The organism is Paenibacillus radicis (ex Xue et al. 2023), from assembly GCF_024722015.1.
Classification (GTDB): domain Bacteria; phylum Bacillota; class Bacilli; order Paenibacillales; family NBRC-103111; genus Paenibacillus_S.
This window is the reverse complement of sequence record NZ_JANQBD010000009.1, coordinates 1-26,063: the sequence shown is the minus strand read 5'-3', so window position 1 is coordinate 26,063 and position 26,063 is coordinate 1. Positions and strand designations below refer to the sequence as shown.

Here is a 26,063-nt window from a genome sequence, read left to right as displayed (position 1 = left end):
GAATCGTCCGGTTATGCCCATGAAAGCACTATGGCTGCCTTCGAGTTTGCAATTCAAATGCATGCACAATCACTGTATGTTATGAACTTGCTTGCCGCGTTTAATAACGGATCGGATACTGATGCTGCCTTCCCTTTTATCCCACGCGAGCAAGATCAGGTCAGCCCAATAACCTGCCTCAATGGCCCCAATCTGCTGCTCACCAAGCAGTTGAGCGGGCTTTAACGTAGCCATTCTGACGGCCTCGCTCAGCTCGGCGCCCGTAAACCGCATAAAGCATTGCACGCATTCGGACAACGATACGGCTGCACCGGCAAGCATGAGCGGGTTGGCAGCCATCTGCAAACGTCCCGACGGCAGCAGCTCGACTTCGCCTCCCACATGCGTCTTGTAGATACCTGCTTTCATCCCGGCAAGATGAACAGCGTCGCTGACTAGCACAAGCCGATCATGCTTAACTCGCGCTATCACCTTTACAACGGATGGATGCAGATGATGACCGTCCGCAATAATACTCGCGGATAACCGGTCCTCCGACAATTGAGACCATATATAATTGGGATGCCGAGGCAGCTGAAGGTGGGCCGCATTACCGAGATGCGTAGACATGCGAGCTCCTGCATCAACAGCTGCCGCAATCTCTTCATGAGTAGCAGCTGTGTGCCCGATGCACACCAATATCCCCTCCCTTGCGAGCTCGCGAATCATGGCAAGAGCCCCGCTTCGCTCAGGAGCGATTGTAACCACTCGAATACGGCCGCCAGAGGCATGCTGCCAATTCGTAAATTCCGTCCATTCCGGGTCACGGATATGCTCCTTCGGGTGCGCTCCCCTTGGACCATCCTGATCGGACAAATACGGCCCCTCCATATGAATCCCGACGATTGTCTCGTCAACCACCGTATATCGTTCGCAGGCTAGTCGCAGCGCAGTCAAGGTATCGTTGATTTGTTCATAACCAGCTGTAATAATGGTTGGGCAAAAGGAAGTCACTCCGCTTGCCAGCACCTTATCAACCATTAGCCGGATAGTTTCAATGCGCTCTTCCATAGAGGAATCGGAAAGATTAACATCGTAACCGGCATACCCGTTGATCTGCAAGTCGATCAAGCCCGGTGCGATCCACAGCTCATCATTATCAGGTTCCTGGTGACTGGATGGAGATATCTTGGCAATTCGCCCTCCTTCCAGTTCTATAAGAACCGATTCCCCCGTTGTTACTAGCTTTCCCCTAATTTCTGTTACGGCTGTCTCGATTGACATGGTACACCTCCTTCTTTCTATCTTTTTATTCCTTATGAGAACGGAACTGCTTTATGGCTTCATAAATCGATGATTCCAGTTCATGGGCGAACGGTCCCGGAAGGCCAAAATAATAGGTTGAGTCGTGCGCTTCGTATCCACCTTCGTCAATTTGGGAGGAAGTTGGCACGTAACCGATCATCCCATTGCTGTATCCTGTCGGCATCACTCCATTACCCAGAAGCTGCTTTGCCCATAGTCCGTAATGAACGGACATTTCAGCATTTACGGCGAGGATGGAGCAGCCCTCTGCAAGTGTCAGCAGGGTCATCTCCAAATCGGCTGCCGCACGCAGCCGTTCCGGCTCGCTGAGCAGCAGCCTGCTCCACTCGATAATAATTTCCGGCTGCAGCTTCAGAAGCTGCGGATTGGCAACAGCTGCGTCAGAATGCTGTGAAGGGGACTTGTCAGCAGAAGGTGGAATCGAATCAGCATCTATCACCAATTCTGAATTGGATTCTGCCACACTTCTCTCGATAGAGTGCAAAGCCACCTCGGCCATTTCTTTAAGCTCCTTCGGAGTGGGCACAGCTTGAAACGGAAGAGGGACCGTCAATTGCCGTCCGCTAAGCACTGCAGGGGGAAGCTGAGCCATAGGCCTTCCCAGCACGGCAAGCACCTCATCAGCCAGCATTCTTCCCAGCTGCTCTACATGCTTGTCGCCTCCGCGGAAGAAGCTCTCTCCTTCAACTAGGGCAGGCCGTACATCGGCACAAAAGCCTTGTACAAAAGCTGCGATTGCATCCCCCCCAATGGCATGCTCCAGAAGCTCCATCGCAATCCCCGGAAATTCCGAAGAAACGTCGTTGTCTCCTGTTGTCGTCGGATGACAAGAATAATGAACCAGCAGCGCTTTCGTCTCTCCACCTATAAGCTTGTTAAACCGTGTAACTGTAACAGCGGGGTCTGTAGCGCCGCTTGCATTAGGAGCCATGAAGATCTGACCATTCACCCACTTTCTACGGTTAATGCCCATGTGGCACTCCCCCCGGCCGCTCTCCACCGTTACAGGCTCAAATGTGGAAGCTGCCTCTTCAACGGCAGTCAGTATGGCTGCTTCCAAGAAGGAAATATAGGCTGGGTCAGGCTTGCCGATTGATGAAGTGAAAGCACCACTCGTCTGTGGACCTGAATGATTATGGGTAGCATGGAATACTATCTCTTCACTCTTGAATCCCCATCGTCGCCCCAATTGCTGCCTTAAGCCTTCAAGTCGTTCGCTGCCCCACCAGATCAAATCAGCGGATAGGAGCAGTGCTTGTGCCGACCAGGCCATCCTATGGGATTCATCCTGTTCTGAATTCAATCGTATAGAAGTGCTCCCTGCCTCCTCTTGCTTAAAGAAAAAAACCCGCACATGAAGCGGGTGTTTAACGGATTCGAACGTCCCTTGGCGATGAGCAAACCCCGCCAAAGGTATAGGCCTTTCCGGAGTAATGTCCGCCTTGGCGGAGCCAAGCAGCAAGCGCGCTTCCATAGGCTTTCGCTCCTGTCGATTGGGTTAGGAGTCGCGGTTTTCCCGCGTCCCCTTATTTTTCTTACTTACTTATTCACTGACTCATCAGACAGCAATTCAATGATTAGCAAAGCATTGCGCATAATGTGATAAGGATCCTTGACCGGCAGAGCGACCGTCTTCTGCACCGGATCTCCTCTACGATTGCGAATCTGGACCCATTCCCCTATGGAGGGATCGGAATTAGGGAAGGTACGGAACACGTAATCATGCATCTGTTCATATTTTTCAAGACATTCGGTGTCCCCCGTCAGCTTGTGTGCAAGCAGCAGCACATACAGCGCCTCCGAGTGAGGCCACCAAATTTTCATATCCCAGGTGTCGCAAACGAGTCCTTCATAACGTCCGCCTGCTTTACGTCCCTGCGGGGCTCCGTCCTTGCGGTCGACATAGCGGAACAATCCTCCATATTCGGAGTCCCAGCCTAGCTGTACAGCCCGCTTCACAGCTTGTATCGCTTTAGGAATCAGCTCTGTACGGCCTAATTTTCCCGCTTCGTGCATGACGAACCACATACATTCCAGGGAATGCCCGGGTGTGATGTGTGTACTGAGCAATGTATCGCTATCGCTTGGATTAGCTGGAAGCATTTCCCGTATTAAACCGTCCGAGTCAAGGAAGCATTCCATAATCTCATCCATATAGGCACTGCTTTTCCTGCGTATTTCCGCTGCTTCTTCATGATGGAAAATCTCCAACGCATCAGCAAGCTCCTGCGAAACGTTCAGCATTATCATGGATACGGAATGCGCCTTATATCCATCCGGGATGGGATACGGCTCGCTGCGTATATCTCCATCGGCCAACCTTTCATCAATGCGATGATACAGCCGCAGGGCAGCTTTAAGCACCTCCGAATCGTGGGCCGTTACAGCATATTGGGCAAAGCCCAGAACTACAAAGCAATCGGCATAAAAGCTCGTGTCATAGCCTTCCCCCGCTGCCAATTCCTTCTTTTCACCCGACTCGGACAATACATAAGCACAGTTTCCATTCTCCATAAACACATGCTGCTGTAAAAAATCGACCGTTTTTCGTGCATGCTGCAAATAAAAATCAGCGTCCCCATGTAACAGCCCTTTGCTGCACAGATTTGATAATTTCGCCAGCAGCCATATGAACCGACCTTGCGACCATGTATATTTGTCCGTGCCTATCATTTCACTCCCTAAATTGTTGAAGCAGGTGTACACACCCCCGTGCTTGTCATCAAGCGCTCTCATCCAAAAGGGAAGCAGTACATGCTGCACATGATCCTGATAAAATGGCAACAGCTTGTTCATTGTTCACCTCATTATCATTGAATTGTGTAGTATTGTGTTGAGCCTTTAACTACTTGCTTCCCGTCATACTAACGCTCTGAATAATATATTTTCGCAGGAAAATGAACACAATCATAATCGGGATAATCGAGATGACCGACCCGGCTGACATCACTGTCATATCAATAGAGAAAGTCGATTGGAACATAGCCAATCCCAGCTCCATCGTAAACAACGACTTATCCCCAACAACGAGCAGAGGCCATACGAATGAATTCCACGCTTCTATAAAGGCAAATATACTGAGTGCACTAATCGGCGCTGTCATTAAAGGAAACACGATCTGGAAAAAGATTCTCCATTCAGAGGCACCCTCGACCCTTGCAGATTCAATAATTTCATCGGGTATTTGTTGAATGATATTTTGTCTCATAAAAAAGATACCGAAGCTCATAACCAGATAAGGCATCACCATACCCGTGAACTTGTTAAGCAAATCCAACTGCTGCATTTGTAAGTACAAAGGTATCATATAGATTTCAAAAGGTACGATCGCGGTTGATAAAAAGATGGAAAACAGGAAGGCCAATCCAAAATAACGAAACTTGGCGAAAATATAGCCGGCCAGCATAGAGGTGAACACTATTGCCGCTGCGGAAAAGGTTGCCATCTTCAAGCTGTTTAGAAAATATAGATGAAAGGGAGCAGCCTTGAATACCGCGGCAAAGTTACTGAAATTGAACTGATTCGGAATGAACGTGGGCGGCCAAACATTCAATTCCGGAGATGTCTTGAACGCAGTGGAAATCATCCATAAGAAGGGGATTATCATAATAACGGCACCAACCGTTAGTACAAGGAGACTGGCAAAGGATGCAATCCTGTTTCGCTGTCTCATAATTTCAACCCCTTTTTCGACGTAGTTTTCTCACGGGCAAGCCACAGCTGAATCAACGTAAGAACCAACACAATAAGGAATAGTATGAAGGCCTCAGCAGATGCGTAGCCCATTTTGTAATACCGGAATGCATTTTCGATCATATCGTACACAAGCACCCTGACCACATATCCCGGGGAACCTTGAATATCCGAAGCCAGAATGTAGATTTGGCTGAAAACATTGTAGCCGTGGATAATCGTTATAATGGATACGAAAGCCGTAATCGGTTTAAGGAGCGGGAGTGTAATATACCAGAAGGCTTTGGCCCCTGTCGCCCCATCAATCGAAGCCGCTTCATAATTATCCTTCGGAATTCCGGTTATCCCAACCAGGAAAATGATCATATTATAACCGATCGTTTTCCATACGGTCAGCATAATGACGGAAACAATGGCCAGCTTAGGATCGAACAGCCAAGCTTGCTTGGCTATACCCAAGAATGATAAAAAATAGTTAAGCAATCCGTGATTGGAATCAAGTATCCATTTCCAGGTTACAGCTACAGGAACCATTGGCGTTATTACCGGCAGAAAATAGAACGCTTCATACCACGCTTTAAAACGCACTCCTTTACTAAGGAGGTAAGCAATCAATAGAGCGCTGGGTACACTGAAAATTAAAATGCCGAAAGCGATAATGGAAGTGTTTTTAAGTGAAATTAGAAAAGCTTCGCTTTGAAATAACGTGACAAAGTTTTCAAATCCTACAAAAGGTTTTTTATCAGATACCAAATCCCATTCAAAGAAGCTGATATACATGGTTTTAATTATGGGTATAAACCGCAAGTATCCGTACAAGATCAGGATCGGAGCCAAGCCTACTATGCAGAACCAATGGGCCGGCTTCAGCCGAAACTTATTTTTCCTATTTATCGACATATTCCATCCCCCCTCTATAGGTTTCTTTACTCATAGAAGCGAGGCGCTCTCTTTATCCAGGTACATATATGCCGCGGTAGCATTTCTTAATACTGAGGCGGGGCAGCTGACATCTACAGGTCCTTGAATGGCGTCTCGGACAGCCGAGCTTTTACGCTCGCCAGGAACGGTGCAGTAAATCGAAGCTGCTGACAGGATTGTCGGGATCGTCAATGTTATAGCTTCCAGAGGAACTTCACCTAGCGATGCAAAGCAGCCATCGTTGACCTGCTGCTGTCGGCTAATCTCATCCAGCAAGACAACCTTGACGGCTTTAGGATCTTGAAAATCCGCAACATGGGGGTCGTTAAAGGCGATGTGTCCATTTTCTCCAATGCCAATACAAGCGATATCAATCGGTTGCGCAGCCAGCAGCGCCGAATAACGTGCACATTCCGCAGCAGGATCGTTCAACCCATCAATAGCGTGAAACTGCTTCGGCTTGCGGCGGTTAAACAATGTATCCATTAAGTAACGAGAGAAGCTTTGCGGAGCTTCAGCGGACAGGCTCACGTATTCATCCAGATGAAAGCAGATGACACGCTCCCACGGTATATTGTCAATAGATTGCAAAGCGCCAAGGAATTCATTCTGCGAAGGTGCGGAAGCAAAGATCACGGCGATTGTTTCTTTTATAGTAAGAAGCTCAATCATTTTATCCGCTAAGCCAGCAGCTACTGCTTCTCCCATTTCCTTACGTGTCTCATATCTGCGAATTTGTAAACGATCTACCTGATCTATGTAACCCATGACTAATCACCCAGCCCTTATTTTTAGTTTGCATCTAAAGCTGTTTTACTGAAGCTCGAGGAATTAACTTTTGCTCAAACACGATATGTTTGCTCTTGGAGACACGCTCCTGCATAATACGATCGATCAATGTTTGTGCCAATGCCTTCCCTGCCTCCAGGGTTGGAATCGAAACAGTAGTTAATGGAAAAATGGCGAGTTCAATATCATCGAAGCCAGTTACGGACAAATTGTCCGGTACCTTTAAGCCTGCATTGTCAAAAGCTTTTATTACCCCCATTGCTATAACATCATCGAAGCAAACAAGTGCAGTCGGTCGATCTTCCATCGCAATTAGCTGGTTTCCAATGGCATAACCATCAGACAACGACTTTGCCTCTTTGAAAATATACTTGGGATCTGTAGTGATACTATGGGCGAAAAGTGTGTCTTGGAAGGCGGCGAACCTCAGCTTGCCCGCTTTCGAAGTGTTGAGGCCGTTAACGAAGCCGATTCGCGTATGGCCTTTTTGCAGCAAATGCTCCGTCACCTGCTTGCCTCCGCTGTAATCGTCAAATTCCACAGTATCGCAATCGAGTCCGGGAATGTTCCCGAGCAATACAAACGGAAGCTTTTTCCTTTTTAAAGCATAGATGTGGTCAAAGCTGACTTCTTCCAACAGCGGAGCAATAATAAGACCGTCGACCCTTTTGCCAACCATTGCCTGAATTTGTTCCACTTCCATCTTATGGTCCTCGCCACTGCTGCATAAAAACACCGTATATCCATGCTCTGCAGCCACTTCCTGAACGCCCTTGGTAATATGGTTGTAAAAGGGATTCGTAATATCTTTGATCAGCAAGCCAATTGTTTTGGTGAATCTTGAGGTTAATCCTCTAGCAATCTCATTAGGAACATAGCCGTATTGGGCTGCGGTTTGCAGCACCTTCTGTCTGGTTTTCTCTGAAAAGCCCTCTTTGTTGTTCAGTACGCCAGAGATTGTGCTTTTGGCCAGTCCTGTCATTTTGGAGAGATCGGATATAGTAATATTCATTAACAAAAATCCTCCGAAGCAAGTAGCTTGTATAGTCCTTCGATCGTACGCTGAGTACCCTCCATGGGTGTTCCACCCTCTGGAATATAATGTGTTTCTATCGTGTATAAGCCTGAATACCCGTCACGTTCAAGTGCATCTATTTGTTCGAAATACGCTACGCTTCCCTCACCGATCGGGACACAGCGCGGGCTGCCATCGGAACCAATCAATGCGTCCTTCAAGTGAACATGCCCTATAGTATCCTTCACGAGCTCATAGCCTTGAGGAAATGCGTGTCGACCGCCATAAGCCTCGTTGCCAGGATCCCATAATACTTTTAACGAAGGGTGATTTACCCTTCTGGCCAGTGCCCCGACTTCCGCTGCATAACCCCCATTGCAGGAAGGCTCGTTCTCCAGTAAAAGAGTAACATTGGCTGCTCCTGCTTTTACCGCTGCTGTATTTAAATGGGCGGCAATATCATCTATATACCTCTCAGGCTCTTGCTCTCTCCAAAAAGAAAAGATACGAATACGTGATGTCCCGAGCAGCTTCGCGATATCTATAGCTCTTTCCAGCTTGGCAAAATGAGCTGTTATATCTTCCTCTCCCAGACCAAATGTATCACCGCCTGCAACAGGACGATTCAAATCCAAAGCACATTTGAAAACTGGAGAGGCGACAGCAGAAACGAATAAACCGCACTGCTCCACCTTGTTGCGAATATCGATTAATTGATCGTCCGTCAAGTTCATAACGTTGATCCCATCTACTGTACGAATCTCTACATGTCTTAATTTTTGTTGAACAGCCCAATCCAACGCTTTCGTTAAGGATGGAGAAATTTCATCAGTCAGCACACCCAAGCGGTCCCATATCATGTTTATCTTCCTTTCCTTGCAATTGCCTGGCAGGTCGGCGTAAGATGACAGTCCTATGAATACGATTTCAGTACCTTTGTGATTCCCTGTGCAATATCATACATATCCTGTTCATCGCCTAATAGTACGTTCTGATGCATCCACAACGCTTCTTTAAGGCAAGCCCTTTCACTAACCGGACACGAATAAGTACGGGATTCACCTGTCCACTTGCGGGTTCCTTCGATAATCGCCGGATTTAAATTCAAGGATACGTAACCTTCATGTACAGGAATACCTTCGGCTCCTATTGCTCTGCATACCTCTTGTTTAGAGATTCGTTCGGCAAGCTCCGGCATTATTTTGAATAAAAACAAATGATTGGCATGGCGGGTGATTCGAGGGTCTCTATCAAGAACCCGAATGCCCTCGATTTGGCGCATTAGCTCTTCGAGCAGCTTCGCATTTTTCTCACGGGTTATCATCTGTTGCTCTAATCGGCTTAACTGGGCGATCAGAATAGCGGCCTGGAATTCCGTCATTCGTAGATTCCAGCCCACATTTTCATGCTGATACCATTCACCGCTGCGAACTCTTCCGGCGTTAATAAGGGACCATGCCAGATCTGCCATCTCATCGCTCTGGGTAAGGATCATTCCACCTTCGCCTGAGTTAATGTTCTTCGTTGACTGGAAGCTGAACGTGCCCAGATCGCCAATCGTTCCGGCTCCTGAACCATTCCAGCGCGCCCCTACCGCCTGCGCTGAATCCTCAATAATACGCAGCTTATATTTATCAGCAATGGCTTTCAGTTGTGTCATATCAGCCATAGCTCCACCAATATGGACGGGAACTATCGCTTTTGTTCTAGGTGTGATGGCGGCTTCAACCTTACTCGCATCAAGCAGAAGTGTGTTTTCCTCTACGTCTACGAATACGGGTATAGCACCAAACATCAGTGCAGCCGACGCGGTTGCAAAAAAGGTGTACGGCGGCATGATAACCTCATCGCCAGGTTGGACACCAGCCGCTTGCAGCGCAATAGTAATAGCTACCGTTCCGTTGACTACGGTAATTGCGTGCTTCGCGTCGTGGATTGCTGCAAATTGCTTCTCCGCTTCCGGGAGCTGGATACGTCCTGTCCCTCCCCATTTACCGGAATGCAGCACTTCGAGAAGGAGACGCTCCTCCATTTCTCCATATATCGGCCAGTCGGGGAACGACTTGGTTCTCGTCGGTACTCCCCCATCTATTGCTAATTTTACCATAGGATTACCCTCCTGGTTGGTCAGATTACAACATGATTTCTTTGCCGGAACGTGACGATTCATAAATCGCCAGGATCAAATCAACGGATTTCCTTGCTTCCTCTCCATTGATATGCGGTTCCCTATCCTCACGAATAGCTTGAATCATATCCTCAATATAAAAGCAGTGCCCCTCGATTGAAATTTGCTGCGGATTGCTGCTGGAGCCAAGTCCAAGTGTGTCATGAATTACCGGCGCTTCTTCCTTATGCTCCATGAAATTCCACTGCTTAATGCCTTCATCGCCAAACTCAATCGTTCCTTTATCCCCATGCAGCTCAAAGCGCGTTTCCTGGCCCGGATAGATGGAAGTCGTCCCTTGAATAACGCCAAATGCCCCATTTATGAACTTTATGGCAACTACCGCCGTATCTTCGACTTCAATACTGCGGACAAGCGGAGCGGTATAAGCAAATACGGATGCAACATCTCCCATTAAAAATTGGATTAGATCCACTCCATGTACACCTTGATTCATTAAAGCTCCCCCGCCGTCGAGATCCCAAGTGCCTCGCCATCCGCCGCTGCCGTAATATTCGGGACTGCGATAATATTTCAAATACGCATTTCCCATAACAAGCTTGCCGAGCTTGCCATCTTGAATCGCTTGGCGTGCGTGCAGCGCCGCCGGCATGAGCCGCCTTTGAAATACGCAGCCGAGCTTAACCTGCTGCTTTCGGCATTCCTTGATCATCGCGGTCATTTTATCGGCCTTAATCTCCAATGGCTTCTCGCACAACACATGCTTCCCGGCTTGGGCCGCCGCTATGGTTACTTCGCTATGCATACCACTTGGCGTACATACGCATACGACATCAATGTCCGAAAGCTTAAGCAGTTCCTCATAGTTATCAAATACATAACGAACGTTAAACTGCTCTCCCAGTCTTCGTGCCTTTTCAATACTTGGGTCGGCAATGGCTATCAATTCTGCATCCGCATGCTTCTGAAGAATAGATTCTGCATGGAATCTTGCAATTACACCAGCCCCAACAATGGCGAATTTCAATTTGCTTGGCATGTTTCACCCCTTAGATGGGCGAGCCTAATCTTCAATTAGACTCGCTTTGTCTCACTATTCCGCCAATACTCCAGCTTTTTTCAGAATATCGTTCGTTTCTTTAGCTGCTTCATCCAAGAAAGCTTTCATCTTCTCCGGATTGTCAACAAAAGATGCATCAGTGAAGCCCTTAGTAGCTAAACGGTCGGCAAACTTGGTCAGGATCTCATCAAACTCAGCAACCGGCGGGTATGCCTGTAAATCTTGCTTGGTGAAGAACGCTTTATATTGCGGGTAATCTTTATATAGATTGCTCAGATCCAGGTCATCACGCGCAGGCAACCAACCCGTCATTGCAATCATTTGTGCATGATTCTCAGGTTTCGTTAAGAAGCGAATGAAATTCCAGGCTGCATCCGCCTTCTCTTTTTGTGCGCTAGATACGTAGAAATTAACTATACTTACAACATTGGACTTAAGCGGTGCCGCATCATAGTTTAAATCAGGAGCTTTTTTCTTAGTATCGATGATAACGTTGGATTCCCGGACATAAAATGCAGCCAGCTTGGTTTGAAACGCCTCAGTATCATGCTTAACCTTGGGATCATCCGTTTTGTACTTATGTACCATATCTACATACATTTTCAACGTTTGAAGCCCGGCATCCGTGTTGTAATCCGCCTTGTATTTTCCTGGAGAAGCTTCTTTAATAATACTGCCGCCCCTCTGTGCGAGGAGATTCCAGAACTTTTCTCCAACCCCGCTGCCCCCGCCGCTTAACCGAAGACTCATACCTGCACGCTCCAGATTACCGGAGGCATCTCTTTTAGCCAACTTCTGTGCGTACTCCAGCAGTTGATCTGCAGTTGGAGGAGCGGTAAGCCCGGCTTCTTTCAGCATGTCTTTGTTATAGTAAATGGCTCCCGCCCCCATCAGAGCAGGTACGCCATAGGTCTTATCCTTCACTTTTGTGTTATCGACAACCAATTTTTGATGAATACCCGAATTCACTTGTTTGACTAAATCCTCAGGTGCGGGTTGAAGCATATTACCTTGAATATAGCGAAGCGCCAGATTCGGATTTAAGGGAAGGATATCTGCCCCGCTTTTTGAGGGAAGCGCTGCTGCAACCTTCTTCTCGTAGTCGCGAAGCGGGAATGAAGAAATCGAGACCGTTACATTCGGATTAGTTTTCTTGAACTCATCGGCCATTTTTTGAAACCACGGATCCAGCTCCGGCCATCCGCCCCAGATGGATATTTCCACAGGCTTAGCTGACTTATCTCCTGCTGGTGCTTTCGAGCCGTCGGCCGGTTTTCCGCTATCGCTAGAGCAGCCTGCCAAAACCATGGATAATGAAAGAGCGCTTGTCAGTGCGGTTGTCAATAAACGGTTTGATTTCATTAGTTGATTCTCCCCCTGAAAATGAATTTGGTAGAAATTTTCCACAGGTAACACTTGGTTGACTTCCAGCAATCATAAAAATTCTACAACCACCTCCTTAAATATTGATTTGAACCGGTTCAAATCAATTTCAAAAAAAATCATTTTTCTCACTACACAACTTCAACGTTATATAACATGACATTGAATTATGAAAATACCTGTCGACGCAATAAATGATTTTTCAATAAATAATAGAAACAAACCCTATAAAACTGCTGAAACCCAGTAAAAATCGTCTTCCAATAGGAAAAAGTGGTTGCTTTCGGATTTGAACCGGTTCAAAATTTGAGTTAAATAATTATTTTCAGTATAGATTCGCGATAACTTAATGTCAACTAAATTATCATTGTAGTAACACGTTTGTTTCATATTCTAAGTTTTTACTAAAGAGTTCCGGTAAAGGATCCTTTTTACACTGTAAAAGCAAATATAGCCGATCCGATAATTTGAACCGTTTCAAATGTATTATAAAGCGCTTACAAATTTTATTCAACCCTCTTTTCTTAATTTAGTAAAATTTTTCTAATTCAGTGCAACAATCTCTCATACATTTATTAGTTGCAAAAAAATACAGACAAGCATTTCAGTCCTATGGACTGGAATGCTTGTCTGTTGGCTGCCTTGCTATCGTCTTTTCTTACGAAACCTTGAACTGTGATAATAGACGATGCAGCTCTTCCGTCATCTCGGATAGGGATTTTACGGAGGATTGAACCTCACCCGTCGTTTTTAGCTGATTGCTCGCAGTTAACGCCACATTCTGTGATGCTGTAGATGATTTATGGGCAATAGCCGTAACTTGTTGGACAGCTGCTGTAATTTGCTGCGCTCCAGCGGACATTTCTTCCGAGGTCGCCGCCATTTCCTGAATCTGAGAAGCAATCTCTGTTGTTGATTGCCTGATATGATCGAAATTAAGCTCTGTCTCGCGAACCATTTCAATTCCTGTTTGTACTTCATCCTTAACTTTACTCATCGATTCACCGGATTCATGAATACTCGTTTGAATCTCATTCAGCAGTTGAGCTATTTCACCCGAAGAGCTGCTGGACTGCTCCGCTAACTTACGTACCTCTGCCGCTACTACAGCAAATCCCGCTCCATGTTCATGAGCTCTTGCCGCTTCTATCGCTGCATTTAACGCGAGTAGATTCGTTTGCTGGGCGATATCTTGGATAGCTTGCAGGATACTGCCAATTTGCTGTGATTTATGGTCGAGCATCTTGATAACAAGATCCGTTTGGTGAACGGATTCACTTATAGAGCTCATCTGCTGGACTGTAATTTGAATAGAGTTGCCCCCATTCTCCGCTTGCTGCCTTGATGACTCCACCGTTTCAGAGATGGAAGCCGCATTCTCGGCGAGTCGTCCGATTCCTGCGCCAACTTCCTCCATAGAACGCGATGTCTCTTCCATACTTAGGGTCTGCTTATTCGCGCCGTCAGCTACATCCTTAACCGTTTCTGCAATTTGCCGTGAGGAGATCTGCATCTCATCCGAGCTTATATTAAGCTGGTCTGCGGAAGCTGCCACTAGCTGGGCATGCTCGTTAATTTTAAGTATCATTTGGCGCATATGGTCAGTCATCTGTCCGAAAGCTCCACTCAGCTCTCCAATTTCATCCTGACGAGTGAGAATGGAATTATTAACGGATAGGTCTCCTGATGATACTCGTTTTGCAATGGAGCTCATCTCTTGTATCGGTTTGGATACATGTCTGGCAATCAAGAACGATACAGCGAGGCCAGCGGCTATAGCAATTAAGCTCAACGCTATAACCCAGGCAACGCCAGACTCATACGAATCAGTGAGCTCAGCAGCCCACTCATTGGCATATCCCTGGTTATTTTCACTAAGCATACTGACAATTGCGCTGCAGCTGCTTAAAAAAACATTCCCCTGACGAATGAGATCCATCCCTTCAGGTCCGCGTTTTTGTACACCGCTCAAGATCGCCGGAAACTTTTCAGCATAAGCATTCCAGTTTTGAGCAAAATACTTGATCAAACCGGCATCCTTTTCAGTAAAGGCTATTCCATCAACCTTCTTTACCTTTCCTTGAATTTCATTGAACAGACGGGTTGCTTTATCCGTTTGACTTTCGGCATCCATGCCTAGGCCTTCCTGTGCTCTTTGATCTTCGAGATTTAACTGGATTCGCAACATCAGATCGTCAAGCTCAATCAGGTTATGATTTAAATTGCCTAGCAGAATAACATTCGTCAACCCTATTTCAGTCGTTTGCTTCGACTTCTTACCCATATTGCCCATGTTCGTTATTGCTGTAATACTTATGGTCGACAACAGCAGTAAAACTACCAAAAAGCTAAATAAAAGTTTTTTGAACAATGTCAATTTCATCTTCGCAGCCTCCGAATATAATCTATCTCTATATGGATTTTTTGTTGTTAATTTCTACTGGAAAAAATTGCTTTTTGCAGTCAAATTAACACCTTGATAATTTCGGTGCCGAGTTTCCAATTATGTATAGGTATATAGACCTAATATAAAAACATATACCTGCATACTCTCTGACTAACTACTGTATTTGAATCCAAGTATAGCTTTTGCACGAATAAAAAAGAGCCCTACAAGAAGAGCTCTCATCAATCCTTTTACACCAATGTCAAGATTTGTGGGCCCTCCTTTGTTATCGCCACGGTATGCTCAAATTGAGCGGATAAGCTTCCATCCCAGGTTCGCGCTGTCCAGCCATCGGAGTCGATGAACATCTCATAGCCTCCTGCATTAATCATCGGTTCTATCGTAATGACCATGCCTTCTCTCAGCTTGAAGCCTTTCCCCGGCTTGCCCGTATGCTCGAATGAAGGGGCCTCGTGCATCGATTGACCGATCCCATGCCCAACCAAATCTCTGACAACCGAGTACCCCGCATCTTCGGCATGCTTCTGAACTACATGCATCACATCTCCAATATGACGTCCAGCCACTGCTTGCGCGATACCACGATCCAAACATTCCTTAGTGACCTTCACCAACCTCTTGGCTTCAGGGGAAACCGTTCCGATCATGTAGGTCCAGGCTGAATCCGCCATCCATCCGTTATAACTGCACACAATATCTATCTTGGCAATGTCACCACTCTTTAGCGGCACAGGGTTCGGGAATCCATGAGCGATCACATCGTTAACCGAAGCGCAAGTTGCAAATGGAAAGCCTTTGTACCCTTTAGTTACCTGCTGAGCACCATGCCTTGTAATAAACTGCTCTGCAAAATCATTGATCTCCAAGGTTGTAACGCCTGGTCCGATTCGTTTACCTATTTCTTGATGACATAAAGCCAGAATTCTCCCCGCTTCACGCATTTTGGCAATTTCTTGTGGTGTCTTTAAAATGATCATGGGGCCACCTCCTTAAAGTTTCGCTCAGCTGTACGGCCTACCTATACTACTAGCTTACGCAATTGCATGAAAAAGTGACTATATGTTACATTAACTTCAGAATGTACGCATACATTTTCCGCAATTGTACACTCTGTGTGAAGGAGGCTGGTATAGGTATGACAATGCATGACCGTGCATGGAACGAAGAAGAGCAGCGGCTTCGCCGCGTTGCCGGGTTGATCAAAACTCGCGTTAATGAAGTAGGACAGCTCGCCGAACAAAGATTAGAAACCGCTATCGACACCAACCGTGATTTTTGGGCCGACATTACCGTTAATATGAATAATCCGGACGAAATCATGGAGACCTATACAAGCATTAATCAGCAATCTATGGTTATGGTCAATCAGGAAAGAGATCTTCTGCATGCTGAGGACACGCTGAAGCAACTTCTTCGACTGCATGATACTCCTTATTTTGGCCGGATAGATTTTACAGAAAGCGGCTATCAGGATACGGAGAGCATTTACATAGGAACCTCATCCTTCTTTGACGAAGCTACGCAGCAGTATTGGATTTATGATTGGCGAGCGCCTATCTCCAACTTATTTTACGATTTCCCGCCAGGACCTGCTTCTTATAAGACACCCGGCGGACAAATTGACGGAACAGTTGAGTTGAAACGGCAGTATGTCATTCGGCAGGGCGAAATGAAGGCAATGTTCGATACAGGAATCACCATTGGCGATGAAATTTTACAGACTATGCTCGGTCAAAACGCCGATGATCGAATGAAAAGCATAGTGGCTACTATCCAAAAAGAGCAGAACCAGATCATTCGGGATGACCGGCATCAGGTTCTAATCGTCCAGGGTGCAGCAGGTAGCGGTAAGACCTCCGTTGCGCTGCAACGAGTTGCTTACCTTATGTATAAGCACAGAAACACGCTCAATGCTGATAATATGGTGCTTTTTTCGCCAAATGACTTATTTAACAGCTATATTTCAACGGTGCTCCCGGAGCTCGGGGAAACCAACATGCAGCAAACGACCTATCAGCAATATTTACAATACCGTTTAGGCAGCCGTTATAATGTCGAAGATCAGTATACCCAGATGGAATATAGGCTAACAGCGAGAAACGACCCTGCGTACGCCATACGCCAAAGCGGTATCCAGTTCAAGTCCTCTCATGCTTTTATTCGTATTATGGACAGCTATGCGCAGCATTTGGAGCAAGCCGATATGATCTTCAAAGATCTTAGGTTTCGCGGCAAAGTGTTGATATCCCAGCAGCAATTGAGCGACTATTTTTACGGTATAGATCCGTCCATTAAGCTGAGCAACCGGGTACAACTGATGAAAGACTGGCTGCTTAAGGAGCTTAAGGCTTTGGCCAAAGCCGAGCGAACTGAAGCTTGGGTGAAGGAAGCTATGGAGCTGCTCGACAAGGATGAGTACCAGAAGGCTTTCAGCACTATGGAGGAGAGGAACACAGATCAGGAACAACTGTTCTATGATGCCAAACAGGAAGCATTTCTATTGAGCAGATATGTCGTTCATCAGAATTTCCAGCCGCTTCGCCGTAAGATTAAAAAGCTGAAATTCATTAACATTCACGCCCTCTACAAGCAGTTGTTCCAAGAACACAGCCGCAGCCTGCTCGAGTCCATAGAGGGAACATTGCTGCCGGCGGATTGGGAAGCTATATGCCTCCAAACCGTTGCACAGCTCGACAACCAACAGCTTGCTTTTGAAGACGCCACTCCCTTGCTATATTTGAATGAGCTAATTGAAGGCTTTCAATCATACAACACGGTTCGTCATGTCATTATAGATGAGGCTCAGGACTATTCGGCATTCCAATTCACCTTTTTGAAAAGACTGTTCCCCCGCAGCAAAATGACTTTGTTGGGTGATATGAACCAAGCTATCTATACTAATAGCACGGTCACTAGTGAATCCAATGAAAAAAATAACGTAGACACACCAAGCAATCCGCATGGATATAACCATGTCATTGAATTGTTCGGCGCCGGACAAACGGATATCATTCGCTTGGTACGAAGCTACCGATCTACCCGTGAGATCGTTGAGTTCACCAAAGCTATGCTGCCGAATGGTGAAGCCATAGAACCTTTTAATCGTAATGGCGAAAAACCGCTTGTCCTAAGAGCCACTGACATAAATAGCCTCACAGCAAGCGTAATCGCTGATTTGAATGCCTTGCAGGCTGAGGGAATACAATCCATTGCTATTCTTACCAAAACGGCAGAGGAGAGCCGTGTAGCTTATGAGCGGCTATTTCCCTCGATACCGGTAGCATTAATCACCAAGAACGATCATTCCTTTGAAAAGGGTATTCTGATCATGCCCGCTTATTTGGCCAAAGGCCTGGAATTTGATGCTGTGCTGCTGTGGAATGCTTCTCATAGTCAATATGATCAAGAAAGCGAGCGCAAACTATTCTACACAGCTTGTACGCGAGCCATGCATCGGCTTCACATCTTCTATATCGATGAACTGACCCGCTTTATTTTAGCGCTTAATGCGCATGCTTATAACCATTCGGAGACCTATTAAAAATGAGCCGATTCGTCGGTTCTCTTTTTTTATACTTCATGGTAGAATGAGGAAACTATGGAAATGGGGTGTGCAAAAGGTTGCTTACAAATGGTAGGTTCTACATCATATATAATGAATTATCTATCACGATCTGCTCCGAGTTGGATGATGTTTGCGAGGAATTGGCTCAAGGCGGAATGCTATACAGCTATGCTGATGATGAAGAACTGGCACACTCCATGTTGTTGGAATGCTTTCATTTCCTGACATCGAAAAACTTATAATCTCGAATCTTCGCAGCTTGGACGCCTCTCTTACCCATTCTCAACTGACAAAGAAATGAACAAACAAAGAACCCTCGAAAGGGCTCTTTTTCTTTTATAGACACTCGTCTATCCTTCGCCGTTATTATGACGGGAATGATTCTGCTGTTTGACCTTCTTAGACCCCGAGAGCGGTTCTTGAACCTGATTATGCTCGTCTTGATTCTTTTTACCGCTTGGCGGGTTTACCGGTTGTGGAATATCCTTTGGCATATTCTGAGCTCCTTTCGTCTCTATTAGTCTTTATCGGTAAGAACTGAATCGCCTATCGGCTTATCGTGATTGAGCGCATCCTGATGCCGGTGATCATTCGTTTGCTGCTGAACCTGCTGCGCCTGATGACTGGTAACGACTTGCTTATCAAAATCCTTAACTACATTTTGCAAATTTTTATCTACGTCACTTTTGTTTTTTGTCATTGTGCCCTCCGCTATTTAGATGTCAGAGCATGCAACTGCTGCGCACACTCATGAATATGCCTGACATAGTCATCGATCAACGTTTGGATCACCGTAGTTCGCTCATCCGCATTCCGTCCTTCAACCTCTACATCGACAAATTCCACCTTAACCTCTCTAGAGTCCACGTACGTGCACTTAAAGTCAAAGCTGTAACCGTTACGCCCTTCAGTTACAATACTTACCCATAGGGCATTAGGATCAGCTGCATCCGCCTTAACCTCTGCCTTGTCGGATGTATTAAGCACCGTTGGTATCGTTCTTTGCCATGCTTCTACAAGCTGCTGTTGATCGATTGCCAAGCTATCGGTCTTTGCCATTTTATCAACACCTCCACTTCTATAAGGTGCGGAACCCTAAACGACTTTATACCCAACAGACAGCAGTAAAAAAAGGAACCTGATAAATGCGCGGTGCCATCCTGATAACGAGAAAAAAAGCCGCACAATCCAAGTTAACATGGATTCCACAGCTTTTGGTTTAATTATGTAGGGTTGTAATCTATCATCTCACGTAAGTGGCCATTTAATAAATAAATGGCGGAGAGGGTGGGATTCGAACCCACGGAGACCTCACGACCTCGGCGGTTTTCAAGACCGCTGCCTTAAACCACTCGACCACCTCTCCAGGTGACAAAAAGCATTGTATCATAATTGTACATGCAATATCAAGTGCTATTTTTTAGTGATCTTGGTTGCATGGTTCATATAGGGTTGAAGCACCTCAGGAATCAGAACGCTGCCGTCTTCCTGCTGATAATTTTCCAATATAGCAGCCACCGTACGGCCTAGTGCCAAGCCGGAGCCATTCAGTGTATGAACGAACTCAGGTTTTGCTTTGGCATCACGACGGAAGCGAATATTCGCTCGGCGAGCCTGGAAATCTTCAAAGTTGCTGCACGACGAAATTTCTCGGTACGTATTGCTGTTAGGCAGCCATACCTCCAAGTCATATGTTTTCGCCGAGGAGAACCCAATATCGCCTGTACACAACGTAAGTACACGGTAAGGCAGCTTCAACAGCTGCAGCACCTTCTCAGCATCCGCTGTGAGCTTTTCCAGCTCCTCGTAGGACTTCTCAGGCGCCGTCAGCTTCACCAGTTCAATCTTATTGAACTGATGCTGGCGAATCAAGCCACGGGTATCTCTGCCCGAAGAACCGGCCTCAGAACGGAAACAGGCGCTGAATGCGACGAAATATTTCGGAAGCTCCTCCAGCGTCAATATATCATCCCGGTGATAATTGGTTACCGGAACCTCGGCTGTAGGTATCAAGAAATAATCGGTATCCGCAATTTTGAACACATCTTCTTCAAATTTCGGAAGCTGTCCGGTACCCGTTAAGCTATCGCGGTTGACAATATAGGGCGGCAGCATTTCTTCATAGCCATGTTCATCGCTGTGCAAATCCATCATAAAGCTGATTAAAGCCCGTTCCAGACGCGCACCCAACCCTTTATAGAAAACAAACCGCGAGCCCGTTACTTTCCCAGCAGCCTCAAAATCGAGAATTCCGAGGTCATGCCCAATATCATAATGTGCCTTAGGCTCGAAAGAGAACTTAGCAGGTTCGCCTACACGACGAATTTCGATGTTATCCTCTTCTGAGCTCCCAACAGGCACACTATCATTCGGAACATTAGGCAAAGCCATTATAATGCCATTCAGATCGGTTTCCAGAACACGAATTTCGTCGTCCAGCTCCTTGATCCGATCGCCAACACCCTTCATTTCCTCAATCAATGCATCAGCATCCTGCTTCGCTTTCTTCAAAGCGGCGACTTCTTGAGAAACGACGTTGCGGCGGTTTTTCAATTGCTCCACTTCTTGAAGAAGCTCTCTTCGCTTCGTATCAAGGCTGGTGAAGCGACTTATATCGTCCAGCGTTTTGCCGCGGTTCTTCATCCCCTGCTCCACGCGTCCTATATCACTGCGTAATAACTTTACATCCAACAAGGAGACTCCTCCTACCTCGTTTCACGTACCATGTCCAGGAAATATGCATGCATCCGCTCATCATCAGTCAGTTCCGGATGGAACGAAGCCGCGAGCAAGTGTCCTTGACGCGCCGCAACTATTTGATCGCGGTATGTTGCTAATACATCGACGCCTGGACCTACTTCCTCGATCAATGGCGCTCGAATAAATACCGCTCGAACATCGTCAGCAATTCCCTTAATAGCCAAATCCGTTTCAAAGCTTTCCCGTTGACGTCCGAACGCATTACGGGCTACTTTGATATCCATCAACTCAAGATGGGCCTCCGGCTGTCCTGCGATATCCTTGGCAATCACAATAAGACCGGCGCAGGTACCGAAGATTGGCTTTCCTTGCTGCGAGAACGACTGCAGCTTCGTAATGAAGTTGTAGGTGCGCATCAGCTTTCCGATGGTCGTGCTTTCGCCGCCTGGAATAATGATGCCTTCAACTTCATCGAGTTGCTCCGTTCTTTTAACAACGACGCCTTCGCCGCCTGCCTTGTTAATAAGCCTGATATGCTCAGCAACGGCCCCTTGCAAAGCTAAAACCCCTATTTTCATACCTGTCCACCCTCTCAGCTGACAATTACCAGCCGCGATCCTGCATGCGCTGTGTAACATCCAGCTTGGAGATTTCGATACCTTTCATTGGCGCTCCCAAGTTTTTGGAAACCTCCGCAATCAAGGCATAATCCGTATAATGCGTTGTAGCTTCTACGATTGCTTTTGCGAACTTCTCAGGATTTTCCGATTTGAAAATACCGGATCCTACGAATACGCCATCTGAACCCAGATGCATCATCAAAGCCGCATCCGCCGGTGTGGATACACCGCCAGCAGCGAAGTTAACTACAGGCAACTTACCTGTTTCGTGAACTTGCAGCAGCAGCTCATAAGGTGCTCCCAGGTTTTTAGCTTCTGCCATAAGCTCGTCTTTTGACATAGCTTGTACTCTTTTAATTTGGCCAACCATTGTACGCATATGACGCACAGCTTCAACAATGTTGCCAGTTCCTGGCTCACCTTTGGTACGGATCATAGACGCGCCTTCGCCGATTCTACGCAATGCCTCACCCAGATCTCTTGCTCCGCATACAAATGGAACCGTGAAATCCTTTTTAAAGATATGGAAAACTTCATCTGCAGGTGTTAGTACTTCACTCTCATCGATATAATCGACGCCCATAGATTCAAGAATTTTTGCTTCAACAAAATGCCCAATCCGAGCTTTAGCCATAACAGGAACTGTTACAACCTTCATTACCTCTTCCATAACCGTTGGATCAGCCATACGAGCTACCCCGCCAGCTGCACGGATATCAGAAGGCACGCGCTCTAATGCCATAACAGCGGAAGCCCCTGCTGCTTCTGCAATCTTTGCTTGCTCTGCATTCATGACGTCCATGATGACGCCACCTTTTTGCATTTCGGCCATACCTTTTTTAACACGCGATGTACCAGTTTCCATTTTCCTACTCCTCCAAACATCTATCAATAAATTTCTTAATCCACAAACTACTAAACAATTATTTTACAGGAATACCTTTAAATACACAACCGCTTTGCTTGGTTTCTTATTTCTTTGTTCCCGAGATCATATCTACAAAAAAGTTGCCAATAGCCCGGAAGAACAGTCGGAACCAGCTACCCTTTTCAACATCATCCACAGCTATCAAATTAGCCGTTTTTTCTGTACCCGCATAAGTCACCTTCACCGTTCCCAGCACATCCCCTTTGGCGATAGGGGCTACAAGCTTACTTTCATCTGCCGGTGAAGCGGTTATTACGAATTGATCCGGTGTAGCTCCTTTTTTCGCAACGAAGGTAATTCCTGTTTGTGTTACAACCGGTACTTGAGTAGCAACACCCTTCTTAATATTTACTACCTTCAAGGAATCTATTTCTAACTTGGCTGTAAGCACTTGTTTCGTTTCAAAATTATTAAAGCCATAATCCAGCACTTTTCTTGTTTCTTCAAAACGCTGGGGCTCTTTCTTCGTTCCCATAACCACACTAATTAACCGAAAGCCATTCCGTTCTGCCGTACCTGTAAAGCAATAACCCGCATCATCTGTAGAACCTGTCTTCAGACCATCCAATCCTGGATATGCGTATTTCTTGAAGTTAACATTATCTTTATTGCCTTCCAGCATCCAGTTCCAGTTGATCATCGGTGTTTTATCTTTTTCGCGAAATTTCTTGGAAGTAGTCTTGGTGTATTCAAGAATTTCTTTATGATCCTTGATAATATTATAAGCCAAAATTGCAGCATCCCTTGCGGTAAGAAGAGTCTCCCCTTGCAGCTCCTTTGGAGCATATTTGCCAAGGTCAGCCCTTGATAAACCCGTAGCATTAATAAAATGCGCCTGATCGGATAGTCCAAGCTGCTTGGCCTTCTCATTCATGAGCTTAGCAAAATTCTCTTCTGTATCACCAATCTTCTCAGCAAGCGCTACTGAAGCATCATTCGCTGAATAAATGGACATTGCCGCAAACAAATCTTTTACCGTGGCCTGTTCTTTAAAAGCAAGAAGCCCCCCGGACCCGATTACATCCGCAGCATACTGGCTTGTCGTCACCATGTCATCCCACTTAATTTTGCCGCTCTTAACAGCTTCCATAACCAAATATTCTGTCATCATCTTGGCCATACTGGCTGGGGGTAATGCTGTATCCGCATCTTTCTCAAACAAAACTTGACCCGTACTGGCTTCTATCAAAATGGCAGATTTCACATCCAGCTTCAAATCCGGCGCCGGCGCATCTGCCGCCATAACACTTTTGGGTTGAATAACAAACGTACATAACTGAATTAGCAATGCAACAACAATCAGGACAGATATGCGCCTTACAGACAGCAACAAAGCTCTCACTCCTCCTAGTAAAATAGTATATAAACGCGTATTTACTATTGTACCACAGCACCAGAGGCATGTTCAAAAAAAGAAACGGCAGCCTCATCAGGCGCCGTCTCTCTTCTAAAATCACTGCTATTTTTACATAGAATAGTTTGGAGCTTCCTTCGTAATTTGAACATCATGTGGATGGCTTTCACGTAGCCCTGCTCCGGTAATACGGATAAAAGAGGTATCGTTGATAAGCTCAGGTATAGTACTCGCTCCACAATAACCCATTCCCGAACGCAAACCACCGATCAATTGATACACCGTATCAGCCAACGGCCCCTTGTAAGCAACGCGTCCTTCGATACCTTCAGGAACCAGCTTGCTTTCATTTTCCTGGAAATAACGGTCCTTGCTGCCTTCCTTCATAGCCCCAAGCGAGCCCATGCCGCGATAAACTTTAAACTTTCTGCCTTGGTAAATTTCCGAATCACCAGGGCTTTCATCGGTACCAGCGAACAGGCTACCGATCATAACTGCGCTTGCGCCAGCTGCAATAGCCTTTGTAACGTCCCCAGAGTACTTAATCCCGCCGTCTGCGATAATCGGCACATTATATTGCTTGGCAACCGACGCACAGTCGTAGATGGCTGTAATTTGCGGTACACCAATACCTGCAATAACACGAGTTGTGCAAATTGATCCAGGACCAATACCAACCTTTACCATCGATGCGCCAGCTTCAATTAGATCTCTCGTACCATCACCAGTAGCAACATTACCAGCGCAGATAGGAAGATCAGGGTATTGATCACGAAGCTTCCTAACCGTCTTTAAAATATTAATATGATGTCCATGCGCGGAGTCTACAACAATCATATCAATTCCTGCTTCAACCAAAGCCGCCGCACGCTCCATTACATCCTTGGAGACACCTACTGCAGCGCCTACTGCCAAACGGCCCTGCTTGTCCTTCGCCGAGTTAGGGAACTGAATGGCTTTCTCAATATCCTTAATCGTTATAAGACCTTTAAGTGTGTTATGCTCGTCAACGATTGGAAGCTTTTCAATTTTATGCTTTTGCAAAATGCCTTCTGCCTGCTGCAAGGTTGTTCCTACAGGAGCCGTGACTAGATTCTCGCGTGTCATAACATCCTTGATCTTGATCGAATAATCATGTACAAAACGAAGATCCCTGTTTGTCAGAATGCCTACAAGCTTTTTATTCTCATCACAAATCGGTACACCGGAGATACGGTACTTAGCCATCAGCTCTTCGGCATCATAAACATGATGCTCAGCTGTAAGTGAGAACGGGTTTGTTATAACTCCACTCTCTGAACGCTTAACCCGGTCAACTTCCTCGGCCTGCTGGGCGATAGGCATATTCTTGTGAATAATCCCTATGCCCCCTTCTCTTGCGATAGAAATGGCCAAAGCCGATTCCGTTACTGTATCCATTGCAGAGCTAAGCAAAGGAATGTTTAATTTAATCTTATCCGTTAACTGCGTTGAAATATCGATCTCTTTACCAAAAACCTCCGACTTTCGCGGCACCAATAATACATCATCAAATGTTAGTCCTTCTTTAGCAAACTTGTTTTCCCACACGGAACTAAATCCTCCCTCATTTTCATACTTGCCGGTAGATATTATTGCAATAGTATCAAAAGGCCTTTTTTAATGTCAAGTATATATTGTTGTGCGCTTGGAAGCATTGGAAGGAGTTGTAAAATATGCAAATATGACTCCCAAACTTTCCTTTTCTTAGTATGCCCCTTAAAAATTCAAAGCTTCATAAAACAAAAAGAGTCTTTTTGGATATAAACCCAAAAGACTCTTTTCTGTTGCTTTGCTTGGCAACGTCCTACTCTCCCAAGACCCTGCGGTCTAAGTACCATTGGCGCTGGAGGGCTTAACGGTCGTGTTCGAGATGGGAACGCGTGGTTCCCCTCCGCCATCATCACCAAACGAATGTCAAGGTTTATTCCTTGAAAACTAGATCCGAAACAAGCAGCGTTGAGCAACGCTTTGTTCTAACGATGTTACACATCGCAGATATTTATGGATAAGCCCTCGACCGATTAGTATTCGTCAGCTCCATACCTTGCGGCACTTCCACCCCGAACCTATCAACCTCGTCGTCTTCAAGGGGTCTTACATACTGGGAAATCTCATCTTGAGGGGGGCTTCACGCTTAGATGCTTTCAGCGCTTATCCCTTCCGTACGTAGCTAT

The 26,063-nt window shown here is 46.0% G+C and carries 22 protein-coding genes, 1 tRNA gene and 2 rRNA genes; 1 reads left to right on the top strand and 24 read right to left on the bottom strand.

Annotated features, from left to right (window positions below; genetic code table 11):
• Positions 1 to 69: 69 nt before the first annotated feature.
• The 13 genes from nagA to map form a co-directional block, all read right to left on the bottom strand.
• Positions 70 to 1,263 carry an N-acetylglucosamine-6-phosphate deacetylase gene (gene nagA / locus NV381_RS13630; protein ID WP_258213845.1) on the bottom strand — a complete coding sequence of 398 codons (1,194 nt, stop codon included), beginning with the start codon at positions 1,261 to 1,263 and terminating at the stop codon, positions 70 to 72.
• Between the two features lie 25 nt (positions 1,264 to 1,288).
• Complete coding sequence (locus NV381_RS13625) at positions 1,289 to 2,779, bottom strand: neutral/alkaline non-lysosomal ceramidase N-terminal domain-containing protein (protein WP_258213844.1); 1,491 nt, start codon at positions 2,777 to 2,779, stop codon at positions 1,289 to 1,291.
• A 65-nt stretch (positions 2,780 to 2,844) separates the two neighbouring features.
• On the bottom strand, positions 2,845 to 4,101 hold the full coding sequence (locus NV381_RS13620) for an AGE family epimerase/isomerase (protein WP_258213843.1): 1,257 nt from the start codon (positions 4,099 to 4,101) through the stop codon (positions 2,845 to 2,847).
• 49 nt (positions 4,102 to 4,150) lie between these two features.
• On the bottom strand, positions 4,151 to 4,978 hold the full coding sequence (locus NV381_RS13615; RefSeq protein ID WP_258213842.1) for a carbohydrate ABC transporter permease: 828 nt from the start codon (positions 4,976 to 4,978) through the stop codon (positions 4,151 to 4,153).
• A complete protein-coding gene (locus NV381_RS13610; protein WP_258213841.1) occupies positions 4,975 to 5,898 on the bottom strand; it encodes a carbohydrate ABC transporter permease in 924 nt (307 codons plus the stop codon). The genes NV381_RS13615 and NV381_RS13610 overlap by 4 nt, the downstream gene beginning before the upstream one ends.
• A 30-nt stretch (positions 5,899 to 5,928) precedes the next feature.
• Positions 5,929 to 6,687 (bottom strand): glucosamine-6-phosphate deaminase, encoded by a 759-nt coding sequence (locus NV381_RS13605; RefSeq protein WP_258213840.1) that lies wholly within the window; start codon positions 6,685 to 6,687, stop codon positions 5,929 to 5,931.
• A gap of 34 nt (positions 6,688 to 6,721) precedes the next feature.
• Complete coding sequence (locus NV381_RS13600) at positions 6,722 to 7,720, bottom strand: LacI family DNA-binding transcriptional regulator (protein ID WP_258213839.1); 999 nt, start codon at positions 7,718 to 7,720, stop codon at positions 6,722 to 6,724.
• Complete coding sequence (locus tag NV381_RS13595) at positions 7,720 to 8,583, bottom strand: sugar phosphate isomerase/epimerase family protein (RefSeq protein WP_258213838.1); 864 nt, start codon at positions 8,581 to 8,583, stop codon at positions 7,720 to 7,722. The genes NV381_RS13600 and NV381_RS13595 overlap by 1 nt, the downstream gene beginning before the upstream one ends.
• Positions 8,584 to 8,636: 53 nt before the next feature.
• Positions 8,637 to 9,830, bottom strand: a complete 1,194-nt coding sequence (locus NV381_RS13590) for a DegT/DnrJ/EryC1/StrS family aminotransferase (RefSeq protein ID WP_258213837.1) — start codon at positions 9,828 to 9,830, stop codon at positions 8,637 to 8,639.
• 25 nt (positions 9,831 to 9,855) lie between these two features.
• The gene (locus NV381_RS13585; RefSeq protein ID WP_258213836.1) at positions 9,856 to 10,890 is read right to left on the bottom strand and encodes a Gfo/Idh/MocA family protein; all 1,035 of its coding nucleotides are present in this window, start codon (positions 10,888 to 10,890) and stop codon (positions 9,856 to 9,858) included.
• 54 nt (positions 10,891 to 10,944) lie between these two features.
• Positions 10,945 to 12,273, bottom strand: coding sequence for an extracellular solute-binding protein (locus tag NV381_RS13580; protein ID WP_258213835.1), 1,329 nt, complete (start codon positions 12,271 to 12,273; stop codon positions 10,945 to 10,947).
• Positions 12,274 to 12,952: 679 nt separating this feature from the next.
• The gene (locus NV381_RS13575; protein ID WP_258213834.1) at positions 12,953 to 14,677 is read right to left on the bottom strand and encodes a methyl-accepting chemotaxis protein; all 1,725 of its coding nucleotides are present in this window, start codon (positions 14,675 to 14,677) and stop codon (positions 12,953 to 12,955) included.
• Positions 14,678 to 14,931: 254 nt separating this feature from the next.
• Positions 14,932 to 15,678: a type I methionyl aminopeptidase gene (map, locus tag NV381_RS13570; RefSeq protein ID WP_258213833.1), complete on the bottom strand. Its 747-nt coding sequence runs from the start codon at positions 15,676 to 15,678 to the stop codon at positions 14,932 to 14,934.
• A 158-nt stretch (positions 15,679 to 15,836) separates the two neighbouring features.
• Here map and helD point away from each other — a divergent pair, with 158 nt between their 5' ends.
• The gene (gene helD / locus NV381_RS13565) at positions 15,837 to 18,242 is read left to right on the top strand and encodes an RNA polymerase recycling motor HelD (protein ID WP_258213832.1); all 2,406 of its coding nucleotides are present in this window, start codon (positions 15,837 to 15,839) and stop codon (positions 18,240 to 18,242) included.
• 374 nt (positions 18,243 to 18,616) lie between these two features.
• Here helD and NV381_RS13560 read toward each other — a convergent pair whose 3' ends face one another.
• The 11 genes from NV381_RS13560 to NV381_RS13510 all read right to left on the bottom strand — a co-directional run.
• Positions 18,617 to 18,760: a small acid-soluble spore protein P gene (locus NV381_RS13560; protein WP_258213831.1), complete on the bottom strand. Its 144-nt coding sequence runs from the start codon at positions 18,758 to 18,760 to the stop codon at positions 18,617 to 18,619.
• A 23-nt stretch (positions 18,761 to 18,783) separates the two neighbouring features.
• Positions 18,784 to 18,966: a hypothetical protein gene (locus NV381_RS13555; protein WP_258213830.1), complete on the bottom strand. Its 183-nt coding sequence runs from the start codon at positions 18,964 to 18,966 to the stop codon at positions 18,784 to 18,786.
• An 11-nt stretch (positions 18,967 to 18,977) separates the two neighbouring features.
• Positions 18,978 to 19,325, bottom strand: a complete 348-nt coding sequence (locus NV381_RS13550; RefSeq protein ID WP_258213829.1) for a hypothetical protein — start codon at positions 19,323 to 19,325, stop codon at positions 18,978 to 18,980.
• 217 nt (positions 19,326 to 19,542) lie between these two features.
• Positions 19,543 to 19,632, bottom strand: a tRNA-Ser gene (locus NV381_RS13545).
• 47 nt (positions 19,633 to 19,679) lie between these two features.
• A complete protein-coding gene (gene serS, locus NV381_RS13540) occupies positions 19,680 to 20,960 on the bottom strand; it encodes a serine--tRNA ligase (protein ID WP_258213828.1) in 1,281 nt (426 codons plus the stop codon).
• Positions 20,961 to 20,971: 11 nt separating this feature from the next.
• Positions 20,972 to 21,544, bottom strand: a complete 573-nt coding sequence (pdxT, locus tag NV381_RS13535) for a pyridoxal 5'-phosphate synthase glutaminase subunit PdxT (RefSeq protein ID WP_258213827.1) — start codon at positions 21,542 to 21,544, stop codon at positions 20,972 to 20,974.
• Between the two features lie 25 nt (positions 21,545 to 21,569).
• Positions 21,570 to 22,451 (bottom strand): pyridoxal 5'-phosphate synthase lyase subunit PdxS, encoded by an 882-nt coding sequence (gene pdxS, locus NV381_RS13530; protein WP_258213826.1) that lies wholly within the window; start codon positions 22,449 to 22,451, stop codon positions 21,570 to 21,572.
• Positions 22,452 to 22,557: 106 nt separating this feature from the next.
• Entirely contained in the window at positions 22,558 to 23,847 is a 1,290-nt protein-coding gene (locus NV381_RS13525) for a D-alanyl-D-alanine carboxypeptidase family protein (RefSeq protein ID WP_258213825.1), read from the bottom strand.
• A gap of 132 nt (positions 23,848 to 23,979) precedes the next feature.
• Positions 23,980 to 25,437, bottom strand: a complete 1,458-nt coding sequence (guaB, locus tag NV381_RS13520; protein WP_258213824.1) for an IMP dehydrogenase — start codon at positions 25,435 to 25,437, stop codon at positions 23,980 to 23,982.
• Between the two features lie 243 nt (positions 25,438 to 25,680).
• Positions 25,681 to 25,797, bottom strand: a 5S ribosomal RNA gene (gene rrf / locus NV381_RS13515).
• Positions 25,798 to 25,890: 93 nt separating this feature from the next.
• Positions 25,891 to 26,063, bottom strand: a 23S ribosomal RNA gene (locus NV381_RS13510); the annotation flags it as partial.